This window comes from Autumnicola edwardsiae, from assembly GCF_031846505.1.
Taxonomy (GTDB): Bacteria; Bacteroidota; Bacteroidia; order Flavobacteriales; family Flavobacteriaceae; genus Autumnicola; species Autumnicola edwardsiae.
The window spans coordinates 1-11327 of sequence record NZ_JAVRHP010000098.1; the positions used below are offsets into that span (position 1 = coordinate 1).

General features: G+C 37.6%; 10 protein-coding genes and 1 pseudogene. 10 read left to right on the forward strand and 1 reads right to left on the reverse strand.

Going from position 1 to position 11327, the window contains the following annotated elements; genetic code table 11:
* Positions 1-28: 28 nt before the first annotated feature.
* Positions 29-352, reverse strand: a complete 324-nt coding sequence (locus RM529_RS14150) for a YbaB/EbfC family nucleoid-associated protein (RefSeq protein WP_311485419.1) — start codon at positions 350-352, stop codon at positions 29-31.
* Between the two features lie 124 nt (positions 353-476).
* Here RM529_RS14150 and RM529_RS14155 point away from each other — a divergent pair, with 124 nt between their 5' ends.
* The 10 genes and pseudogenes from RM529_RS14155 to RM529_RS14200 form a co-directional block, all read left to right on the forward strand.
* Entirely contained in the window at positions 477-2534 is a 2058-nt protein-coding gene (locus RM529_RS14155; RefSeq protein ID WP_311485420.1) for a S9 family peptidase, read from the forward strand.
* 106 nt (positions 2535-2640) lie between these two features.
* Complete coding sequence (gene capA / locus RM529_RS14160; protein ID WP_311485421.1) at positions 2641-3681, forward strand: cysteate synthase; 1041 nt, start codon at positions 2641-2643, stop codon at positions 3679-3681.
* Between the two features lie 145 nt (positions 3682-3826).
* The gene (capB, locus tag RM529_RS14165; protein ID WP_311485422.1) at positions 3827-5092 is read left to right on the forward strand and encodes a cysteate-C-fatty acyltransferase; all 1266 of its coding nucleotides are present in this window, start codon (positions 3827-3829) and stop codon (positions 5090-5092) included.
* A 409-nt stretch (positions 5093-5501) separates the two neighbouring features.
* The gene (locus RM529_RS14170; protein WP_311485423.1) at positions 5502-6821 is read left to right on the forward strand and encodes a TIR domain-containing protein; all 1320 of its coding nucleotides are present in this window, start codon (positions 5502-5504) and stop codon (positions 6819-6821) included.
* Positions 6822-6987: 166 nt separating this feature from the next.
* Complete coding sequence (locus tag RM529_RS14175; protein ID WP_311485424.1) at positions 6988-7692, forward strand: toll/interleukin-1 receptor domain-containing protein; 705 nt, start codon at positions 6988-6990, stop codon at positions 7690-7692.
* Positions 7693-7906: 214 nt separating this feature from the next.
* Complete coding sequence (locus RM529_RS14180; protein WP_311485425.1) at positions 7907-8749, forward strand: toll/interleukin-1 receptor domain-containing protein; 843 nt, start codon at positions 7907-7909, stop codon at positions 8747-8749.
* Between the two features lie 189 nt (positions 8750-8938).
* Positions 8939-9271 (forward strand): toll/interleukin-1 receptor domain-containing protein, encoded by a 333-nt coding sequence (locus RM529_RS14185; RefSeq protein WP_311485426.1) that lies wholly within the window; start codon positions 8939-8941, stop codon positions 9269-9271.
* Positions 9223-10311, forward strand: a complete 1089-nt coding sequence (locus RM529_RS14190) for a hypothetical protein (RefSeq protein WP_311485427.1) — start codon at positions 9223-9225, stop codon at positions 10309-10311. The genes RM529_RS14185 and RM529_RS14190 overlap by 49 nt, the downstream gene beginning before the upstream one ends.
* A gap of 76 nt (positions 10312-10387) precedes the next feature.
* Complete coding sequence (locus tag RM529_RS14195) at positions 10388-10906, forward strand: hypothetical protein (RefSeq protein WP_311485428.1); 519 nt, start codon at positions 10388-10390, stop codon at positions 10904-10906.
* Positions 10906-11327, forward strand: a pseudogene (locus RM529_RS14200) (hypothetical protein); the annotation flags it as partial. The gene RM529_RS14195 and the pseudogene RM529_RS14200, both read left to right, overlap by 1 nt.

Consider the following 11327-nt stretch of genomic DNA (forward strand, 5'->3'; position numbering starts at 1 on the left):
CCAAACTCCAAACTCCAAACTCCGAACTTTACTTAAACATATCCATTCCTGGAATGTCCGGCATTCCTTCTTTGGCAACGGCTCCAAGTTCGGCTTCGTTTACATCAGAAGCTCTGGAAATGGCTTTATTAAGGGTAAGCACAAGATAATCTTCCAGTTGCTCTTTGTCCTCAAGCAACTCGTCTGCAATAGAAATATTTTTGATTTCCCTGGTTGCTGTAATGGTAATTTTTAGGAGTCCGTCGCTGGATTCTTCATCTATAAGTACGGTTTTAAGTCGTTCTTTTGTAGCTTCTACTTTTTCCTGGGTTTCCTTGATCTTATTCATCATACCCATCATATCTCCAAACATATTCTTCTTTTTAAAGTGGTTGAAGACAAATTTAATAAATTACCCGGTCAAAAATGATCTTAAGACGCTAATCTTAATTATTTTGTCAGGATGCTTACCTTTGCCGAATTAAAACGAAATTAGATTGAAGAAAGATATTTTGCCCCCAAAGGCCGAGAGAATTGAAAAAAGACTTGAAATACACGGAGACGTAAGGATCGATAATTATTACTGGATGAATGAGAGGGAAAACCCTGATGTGATCCAGTATCTTGAAGAAGAGAATCGGTATAACGAGGAAATGACTGCTCATACCAAGGATTTTCAGCTTCAGTTATTCAACGAAATGAAGGGCCGCATCAAAGAAGATGACGAGTCTGTTCCTTATAAGCTGAATGGTTACTGGTACCTTACCCGTTTTGAAACCGGAAAAGATTATCCTATCTATTCCAGAAAAAAGGAGACGTTGGATGCCCCGGAAGAAATCCTTTTCAACGTTAATGAAATGGCTGAAGGTTACGATTACTATCGTCTTGGCGGATTAAATATAAGCCCCGACAATAAGATGGTTGCTTTTGCCACAGATACACTTAGCCGCCGGAAATACAATATTCGTATCAAAAATCTTGAAACCGGTGAATTTTATTCCGAAGAAATTAAAAATACCACTGGCGGTTCTACCTGGGCGAATGACAACAAGACGTTGTATTATACAAAAAAGGATGAACAGACGCTGAGGTCTTTTCAGATTTATAAGCACACCCTGGGAACAAATGCAGAGGAGGATGAGCTGGTTTTTGAAGAGAAAGATGAAACCTTCAGCACTTATGTCTACAAATCGAAATCCCGAAAATATATTATAATCGGGTCCAGCAGTACACTTACTACCGAATACAGGATTCTTGAAGCAGACAATCCAAAAGGGGAATTCAGAGTTTTTCAGCCTCGTGAAAGAGGACTGGAATATAGCATTTCACACTATGGATATCATTTTTACATCCTTACCAATAAAGACAAAGCAGTTAACTTTAAGCTGATGAAAACCCCGGAAGATCACACAGAGATGCGAAACTGGGAGGACGTAATTCCGCATCGTGAGGATTATTTGCTTGAAGATATTGATATATTTAAAGATTTTCTTGTGGTAGGAGAGCGGCACAACGGCCTGAACAAGATCAGGATAATAAGATGGGACAATAATGTTGAATACTACATTCCTTTTGATAATGAAACGTACACCGCTTACACTTCTATAAACCCTGCCTTTAACACCAGCATTCTTCGTTATACCTATAATTCCCTTACTACGCCCACATCAGTAATAGATTTTAACATGGAAACGGGGGAGAAAACGGTATTAAAGGAACAGGAAGTACTCGGAGATTTTGATAAAGATAACTATGAGTCTGAGCGCATTTGGGCCACTGCTGAAGATGGAACTAAAATTCCGGTTACCATGGTGTACAGGAAAGGAATGGAGCGTAACGGAGAAAATCCGCTGCTTCAATATGCTTACGGTTCCTACGGTTCCACTATAGATCCCTACTTTTCTTCCGTAAGGCTAAGTTTGCTCGACCGCGGATTCATTTATGCTATTGCGCACATTCGGGGTGGGGAATACCTGGGAAGGGGCTGGTATGAAGATGGCAAACTGTTCAATAAACGAAATACTTTTACAGATTATATAGATGTTTCAAAACATCTTATACATGAAAAATACACTTCAGCAAACCATCTTTATGCGATGGGCGGTTCTGCCGGTGGATTGTTGATGGGAGTAGTTATTAATATGGCACCAAACCTATATAAGGGAGTGATTGCCGCAGTGCCTTTTGTAGATGTGGTGACCACGATGCTTGATGACAGCATTCCGCTTACCACAGGAGAATATGATGAGTGGGGAAATCCTAATGAAGAAGGATATTATGAGTATATGAAGTCCTATTCCCCTTACGATAACGTTGTGGCGCAGGATTACCCAAATATGCTGGTCACTACGGGATTACATGATTCGCAGGTACAATATTGGGAACCGGCCAAATGGATAGCCAAGCTTAGAGAACTGAAAACCGACCAAAATACCCTGCTTTTTCACACCAATATGGATGCGGGACATGGAGGTGCTTCAGGAAGATTTGAGGCCTTAAGGGAAGTTGCTGAAGAGTATGCTTTTCTTCTCGATTTGGAGGGAATTAATGAATAATTAAAATTTTTGCCTTAACTTTGATTGATTTTACGAAATACTTCTTCAGTTTAAGTAACTGAATTTGCTATATCATAAAATCTTTTTCTGTAAAATAACTTCGTTTATGAAAGAAGATTTGAAAGTGTACGATAATGTATTACAACTTATTGGAAATACACCCCTTGTACAAATCAATAAAATTACTGAAGAACTTAAAGGCGAATTCTACGCTAAAGTAGAAGCTTTTAACCCGGGACACTCGGCCAAAGACAGGATTGCACTATATATTATTGAAGAGGCCGAAAGAAAAGGCATTCTTAAACCGGGAAATACCATTGTGGAGACCACCTCGGGCAATACCGGGTTTAGTATCGCTATGGTGAGCATCATCAAAGGATATGAGTGTATTTTGGCAGTTAGTTCTAAAGCATCTAAAGATAAAATAGACATGCTCAGGACTATGGGTGCCAAAGTTTATGTTTGTCCTGCACACGTTTCGGCAGATGATTCAAGGTCTTACTATCAGGTTGCCCGTAAAATTCATGAAGAAACAAAAGGTTCCGTCTACATCAATCAGTACTTTAATGAGCTTAATATGGAAGCGCATTATCGCACCACAGGACCAGAAATCTGGAAGCAAACAGAGGGTGAAATCACGCATCTTGTTGCCTGTAGTGGGACTGGAGGAACAATTTCGGGTACTGCAAGATATCTGAAAGAGCAGAATCCCGATGTAAAAATTATTGGAGTTGATGCTTACGGTTCTGTTCTGAAGAAATTCCACGAAACAAGAGAATTTGATTCCGAAGAAATTTATCCTTACAGGATTGAAGGGCTGGGAAAAAACCTGATCCCTACGGCTACAGATTTTGACGTTATAGACAAATTTGTAAAGGTGACAGATGAGGAGAGTGCGCATACAGCACGAAAACTGGCAAAAACAGAAGGTCTCCTTCTGGGCTACACAAGTGGCGCCGCAATGCAGGGAATCCTTCAGTTGGCAGAAGAAGGGGAGTTTGATGAAAATAGTAAGGTTGTGGTGATCTTCCCAGATCACGGTTCGCGATATATGAGCAAAATTTACAGTGACGACTGGATGAACGAACAGGGATTTTTCGATACTCAGAACGAAATTTCAGTTCAACAAATAGAATTCATAAAATAAAATTTCATTTTAGAATAAAAGATCAATAAAACATCCGCAACAGGCGGATGTTTTCGATTTAAAAAGTTTCTGCTAAGGCAGCCAAATAACTTTGGGCAGTTGAGGCGATTTTGAGTACTTTTGTGGCTGGTATAAAAAAGAATCAATGAGAGATTTATTTGACAAAATATACAAAGATAAAGGGCCTTTAGGAAAATGGGCAGATCAGGCTGAAGGTTATTTTGTATTTCCTAAACTGGAAGGAGAGATTTCCAACCGAATGAAGTTTAGAGGAAAAGATGTGATTACATGGAGTATAAATGACTACCTGGGACTGGCCAACCACCCGGAAGTGCGAAAAATAGATGCCGAAGCAGCAAAGCAGTATGGATCTGCTTACCCGATGGGAGCAAGGATGATGAGCGGGCATACAGATCTTCACGAAAAGCTGCAGGACGAGCTCGCTTCTTTTGTAAGTAAACAATCTGCGTACCTTCTAAACTTTGGATACCAGGGGATGGTTTCTACGATAGATGCTTTAGTGTCGAAATCTGATGTTATTGTATATGATGTAGATGCCCACGCCTGTATTATCGACGGGGTGCGGTTACATCTCGGTCAGCGCTTTACCTATAAGCACAACGATATGGAGAGTATCGAAAAGAACCTGCAGCGTGCTACTAAAATTGCTGAACAAACCGGAGGAGGGATATTGTTGATTTCTGAAGGGGTCTTTGGAATGCGGGGTGAACAGGGAAAACTGAAGGAAATAGTTGAACTGAAGAAAAAGTACAATTTCAGATTGTTTGTAGATGATGCGCATGGCTTTGGAACTCTTGGTAAAACAGGAGCCGGAGCAGGTGAGGAGCAAGGCGTACAGGACGACATTGATGTATATTTTGCCACTTTTGCCAAATCTCTCGCCAGCACAGGAGCTTTCATTGCCGGGGATAAAGAAATCATCGATTACCTTAAATACAATTTGCGTTCCCAGATGTTTGCAAAATCCCTGCAAATGCAATTAGTGGTAGGAGCCCTTAAAAGGCTGGAAATGCTAAGGACGATGCCAGAACTTAAGGAAAAGCTTTGGGAGAACGTAAACGCGCTGCAAAACGGACTCAGAGAAAGAGGATTTGATATAGGAACCACACAAAGTTGTGTAACACCAGTCTATCTCGAAGGAAGTATACCTGAAGCTATGGCCTTGGTTAAGGATTTAAGGGAAAATTACGGAATTTTCTGCTCTATAGTAGTTTATCCGGTAATCCCGAAAGGAATGATCCTGTTAAGGCTTATTCCAACCGCATCCCATAACCTTACCGATGTTGAAGAAACGCTTGAAGCTTTTTCTGCAATCCGGGAACGTTTGGAAAACGGAACTTATAAAAGATTATCTGCCACAGTAGCCGCGGCTGCTGCTGAAAAGGAATAGTAAAAAAGCAATATTTTAGATGAGAGGGTGAAAATGGCAATTTTCGCCCTTTTTCTTTTTAAGCCCGGCGGTTTCTGCCATTTCTCTTCTGAAGCTTTTAATTTTAAGATGAGGTCTTGTTTTTTACAATTATCGGCCTGTTGGTAAGTCTGTTGATGAATATCCTTTGTTTCAGGTGGTTTGTTGGAGGGATTCTGGTAGATTAGTAAACGCAACGTCGATACAGCTTACCACTTCGTTTTACCAAAAATATTAAGTACTGGTGCTTTTAGTGATACATTCTACAAAAATTTTATTAATAAAATCTATCTATAAAAATGAAATGTTCGAGAATACCATGTTATTGCAATAGTCGCAAAAAAGCTCCTACAGCAGTAACACTTAACGTTAGCCAACATAACAATTACCAATGAATGTATTTATAAGCTACAGTCAAAAAGATAAAAAGTACGCAGATCTTATTTCCGAGAAATTAAAGTCTAATGGTCATGATGTGTGGTATGACGACTGGAAATTAAGAGCTGGTGATAATTTAATTAATAAACTTGAAGAAGGATTAAGAAGTGCGGATGCTATAATTATAATTGTGAGTGAGCATTCTCTTCAATCTAAATGGGTCATGCAGGAATATACTGCAATCGCGTTCAGTGAAATATCTAAAAAGCGACAAAGGATTATTCCTGTGCTCGTTGACCAAAGTACTGTCCCGCAATATTTATCAAGATATGTTTATGTAGATCTAACTCTTGACATCTCCTTGGGTATACAAAGAATTTTGAAGGCTTTAGCTGAAGATGAACGTGATGAAGATCAAGAACCCACAAAAATTAAAAGGAGCTATGATAAAACTTATCAGTCACTTGCAAAAGCTCTTCAAGCTGGCAAACTTACATTGATTTGCGGAGCAGGTGTATCAATTGGAGCAGGTATCCCTTCATGGAATTCATTGTTGCTTAGGTTGTTGGAATCTATGATGGTTAAGATTTCAAATGACCATTCAATATCACTTAAAGACGTTAGTGTTGATGAATTTCAGAGGAGGCTTGGTTCTTCTTCGTTGATGATCGGTAAATATTTGAGGTCTAATCTTGGTAAGGACTTTCTTCTAGAATTGAGGGTCTCTTTGTATCGAAGTAATCCTACATCATGCGAATTAATAGATGCAATTGTGGAACTTGCACGTCCTCAAAGAAATGGGAAACCTTTGGATTCTATAATTACATTTAATTTCGATGGACTAATTGAAGAAAATCTGGCAACAAGTAATATAAAACATAAATCAGTTTCAGCAGAGGGACTCAGAAGTAACCCAGCAGAACTTCCAGTCTATCATGTACATGGTTTTTTACCCAGAAAAGGTCGAATTACAAGGGAAACAGAAATTGTCTTTAGCGAAGACTCCTATCACACACAATTTATCGATCCATTTAGTTGGTCAAATCTCATCCAGCTAAATAAATTAAGTCAAAATAATTGTCTATTAATTGGACTTAGTCTAACTGATCCGAATCTGAGAAGATTATTAGATGTTTCAAATAGAAAAGATCCGTCTAATAACCTGAATCATTATATTATTAAGAAAACTCCAGATTTTACCAACAGTACAAAAACTATTGACAAAATGTCTATGCTTTTAGAAGAGCAAGATGCAAATGAACTTGGACTAAACGTGATTTGGGTTGATGATTTTGATGATATTCCAAAAGCGGTAAGAAAAATAATTGTATAAATGCGTCGAATATTCACCTTGATCTGCCCTACTGTTTATTTGCGTAATCTGCAATTATTACAAAACTTCTGTTAAAAAACTGGTTAATAAGTAATTAGAATTCCGTAAATTAAATTGGAATATTTCTATAAATTTGGAATTAGCGCAATCCAAATTTTAAAAAGAAATGGCAAGATGTACAGCACCAGCTAATGGTCATCGCACAGCAAGTGGAAGGGCAAACTGCCCTGCTTGCGGAGGCAGATATCACGGATATAATTCATATCCTACATATAATTCACCTTACTCTTCATCCTCATACAGTTCAAGAGGTAATGGTAGTAGCGGCGGAAGCACTAAAAGAAAAGTGAGTTGGTCTTCATACGGTTCAACTATATTATATACACCATCGGAAATTCGTACTTTAACACCTGTACGTGAAAATATTGAGAAACGTGTAGATTTACCAGATTTGAGAGATGTTTTTCTTTGTCACGCTTGGGAGGACCGAAAAGGTTCCGCGAAAGAACTACACGATTTGTTAGAATCTAAAGGTGTTTCTGTTTGGTTTAGCGAAAAGGATGTTTTGTTAGGCTCTTCTTTACTCCGGGAAATCGACAAAGGATTGGTTAAGTCTCGGGTTGGTATCGTATTAGTAACTCCTTTATTCCTAAGACGCATTAAAAATGAAGGAGTAGCTGACAAAGAACTTTCTGCTCTATTAGCTCGTGATTTACTTGTTCCAATCGTACATAATACAACTTTTGAAGATTTACGGGAGGTAAGCCCATTACTTGGCTCACGTAGTGGATTGAGTACAATAGAAGATTCTATGTCTGAAGTTGCTGCAAAGTTAGCGGAATTGGTAACTCCAGAGACCATATTAAATTAAATTAAACAGAATTCTTATCGATTACGAGCGATAAGGAACTGCACACAACGACCTATAAAAGCAATGTTTAAACCTGTTTCAATTTAAAACGCTCTGCTCGTTTGCAACGCTTGATTGTGCTGCACTGTTCCCTTCGGTCGGAACCTGCGGACAATCAAGCTCGCCAGCTCGCCCAGTTATTATACGAGATTTTGCCACACATTTATTCCACACTATGAGTATATCTTCAATAACATCAAATATTGACCGTCTTGAACGGGATATTGCAACTCTAGAAAAGCAAAAATCGGCTGAATCTGATAAGGAACTAAGACTATTGAAAAGTGTCGACAGCCTTTCAGATCAAGCTAATAAAACGAGTTCTGAGTCAGCGGTCAGGAGTAAAATGAATCAGATCCGGACCAAGCAAACGGAACTCAGTAGGATAGAAAAAAAGAAAGCGGATATTTCTAAAAAGTTGGCTGACAAGAACAAACAGGTACGAAAACACCAAATAGACCTAGCTAAAGAGCAAACGAAAGAGCGCAAGAAAACTGAACGGGAGCAACTAGAATTTCAACGCAACCTAAATAGAGAACTAGAAAGACAAAAACATCTAACACACGAAACGATAAAAGTTCAAAATTCTGAAGCCCCTAAAAAAGAGAATAAAGAATATGATGTATTCATATCTCATTCCTCTGCCGATAAAGATGAGTTTGTTAGACCATTAGCAACTGAACTTCAAGAACTGGGAATTAAAGTCTGGTACGACGAGTTTGAATTAAAAATCGGGGATAGCCTAAGACGCTCTATCGACCAAGGTCTGATAAATTCGAGATATGGAATCGTCGTTTTATCTTCTTCCTTTTTTAAAAGAGATTGGACGAATTATGAACTTGATGGTTTTGTTAATAAAGAGATGAACGGACTAAAGGTCATTTTACCAATTTGGCACAAGGTTTCTAAAGATGAAGTGCAAAAATTCAGTTTAAGTTTGGCTGATAAGGTCGCTCTAAATAGTTCAATTTATAGTATTAAAGAAATTGCAGAAGAAATAAACAGCCTCATAAAATAACGTGTGACAACATTATATAAAAACCTTTCCCCAATCAAAATTTTGTACTCGTTTGCAACGCCTGATTGTGGTGCGCCGTTCCCTTTGATGGGAACCTACGGACAATTAATCACGCCAGCTCAAACTTTTTTATACGAGACGTTGGCTGCAACTTTTTCCAAGCTTCTCAAATAAAAAAACAATCGGATTATGCATTATGATGTTTTTATATGCCATGCGAGTGAAGATAAAGAAGATTTTGTTAGGCCTTTAGCTAAACTGCTTCAACAACAGCATATTGAAGTATGGTACGATGAATTTTCATTAAAAATTGGTGATAGTCTTACGCAAAAAATTGATGAAGGTTTATCTAATTCAAGCTTTGGTATAGTAGTTCTAAGTCCAAATTTTTTCAAAAAACCTTGGGCTAAAAGAGAATTGAATGGACTAACCCTTCGTGAAATGGTTGAGCAAAAGAATTTGATTCTACCAATATGGCATCGAGTAACTATGGAAGAGTTGCGAAATTTTCTCCTCCACTAGCTGATAAATTAGCTGGAACAACACAAAATGGAATAAATTCCCTCCTAAGGGATTTAATAAAGAAAATTAAACCTGAAGAAAGCCCTTTAGTGGTAGCGAAAAAATACTTGACAGAACTTGAGGTTGAGACTCCTGCAATTTCTGACGAATGGTGGTTAGACATCATTGAATACAAGGAGTTCTTAAAATATCCTGATTTAAATTCCCATAAAAGATGGAGTTTTCCGCTTCCTCACGTCGATAATGATTTTGGAAAATTTAGAGGTTTAAATATAGCTTCAACAGTATTACAAATAGATTGGTCCTTTGAGGGAGAGGAACTAAATATATGTCCAATCACAAATCCAGAAAAAATCCATCAATTTATTAGTAGATGGCCTGGCCTTTATGAATGTGCAAGAGAAAATCCTGAAATTTTAGCATTATATGTTCCTCAATTAACTATTCCTGGATTTGATGAAGGTTTCGAAGATGTTTTCGATAATTTATTAGAAAAAAAAGATGGACGTTCGGATATAATTTTTTCGAACGGGGGTTTGAACACCTTGTCTGATAACAAACCAACTTGTGGAAACGTAATAGCTCTCAGGCATCCGGATTTTGGCAATTACACAAGCCGAGCGCTTGCGCGAACATATTTCTATGCACATGATACAAATTACTCAAGATCAAATATCGATGCATTTGAAGGATTGGTATGGCTATTAAGTTCAGATTCAAATTGGTTACCAGAAAAATATCGTTCGACTTTTTTGAATGGCATTTTAGATAATGATATTTGGCTTAGTGACTTATCGAAAAGAAAACCCTCCAAATTCCCACTAAAATTATGGAAGAATAAACGAGATAATTTTAGTTACACAAAGACTATAAAAAAGGAGATAGAAGATCATATAATTTCAGTACTTGAAGAACTTGAAATCATAGGTGATTCAAAAAAAATTAAAAATAGAATGTTGGAAATAGATATTGCTCAAAAATTTTATAACTACAAGGAGTGGGTAAATGAAATAAAATTACGTTTAAACAGCAGCAGCTAACAACGTATCCCCAATTATCAAGCTCGCCAGCTCACCCAATTCTACCAAGGCGGTGTAAGCTATTTGAACAAAACCTATGAAAAAATTCCTTATTGCAATAATCTTATTATCAGGCTTTTTAAGTTGTCAATCTGAAAAAAAAGTTGATGAAAAACCAGACTATTTACGCTGGGTGGGAGACATCGAACAGAATGACCAAATAGATGAATCGGACTTTAAAATTTGTAACGGAGACGACTATATTCTTCAATACTTCAATTTAGGAGAAGGTCCTGTTTATGGCGGAGAAAAATCATCCCTTCTAAACACTTTCAAATCGAAATACAAGCCATTGTCAAATAAAGACCAAAACGGTTTTATCAGAGTACGTTTCATTGTAAACTGCGAAGGAAAAACAGGTAGGTTCAGGGTATTGCAGTCCGACTATAACTATCAGGAAATTGAATTTGACGAAAGAATAGTTACTCAACTTGTGGATATAACAAAAGAGATTGAAAACTGGCAAATTCTTTACAGAAGTGATATTCCTGTTGACTATTATATGTATCTCATTTTTAAAATATCAGAAGGACAACTAACAGAAATTTTACCTTAATGAAAAATCTTGGTTTAATAATAGTGTTGTTGTCCTTTTCAGGCGTATTTGCTCAACCCAATTGCGAGGCTTACAAATATCTTGGTGATACCTTAAAATACGAAGCCTGTAAGAAATCATTGGAAATTAAAGGACATTATCAATTCACCAGGGAATTTCAAACTGTTCTGGACGAATCCTTAGCGATTGATTCAACATTTGATTATGCTTACCGGGCAAAATCTGTTGCTTATCTTAAAAGTGGAGATTTTGTGACCTGGAAGAAATTTATTGACAAAGCAGTTCTGTATAACCCGGAAGAACATCTTGGGTATAGAGGTTGGTGTCGTTACCAGTTTTTTAGAGATTATAAAGGAGCAATAGAAGACATTGAAAAGCTGGACAGTTTAGTGGATTACGACATTGGGCAAAGTCAGAATGG

Bases quoted from the DNA above. Each gene is read 5' to 3' on its own strand.
- RM529_RS14180 (WP_311485425.1), top strand. From the start codon at position 7,907: ATGAGTATATCTTCAATAACATCAAATATTGACCGTCTTGAACGGGAT.
- RM529_RS14190 (WP_311485427.1), top strand. From the start codon at position 9,223: ATGGCATCGAGTAACTATGGAAGAGTTGCGAAATTTTCTCCTCCACTA.
- capA (WP_311485421.1), top strand. From the start codon at position 2,641: ATGAAAGAAGATTTGAAAGTGTACGATAATGTATTACAACTTATTGGA.
- capB (WP_311485422.1), top strand. From the start codon at position 3,827: ATGAGAGATTTATTTGACAAAATATACAAAGATAAAGGGCCTTTAGGA.
- RM529_RS14185 (WP_311485426.1), top strand. From the start codon at position 8,939: ATGCATTATGATGTTTTTATATGCCATGCGAGTGAAGATAAAGAAGAT.
- RM529_RS14170 (WP_311485423.1), top strand. From the start codon at position 5,502: ATGAATGTATTTATAAGCTACAGTCAAAAAGATAAAAAGTACGCAGAT.
- RM529_RS14150 (WP_311485419.1), bottom strand. From the start codon at position 352: ATGTTTGGAGATATGATGGGTATGATGAATAAGATCAAGGAAACCCAG.
- RM529_RS14175 (WP_311485424.1), top strand. From the start codon at position 6,988: ATGGCAAGATGTACAGCACCAGCTAATGGTCATCGCACAGCAAGTGGA.
- RM529_RS14195 (WP_311485428.1), top strand. From the start codon at position 10,388: ATGAAAAAATTCCTTATTGCAATAATCTTATTATCAGGCTTTTTAAGT.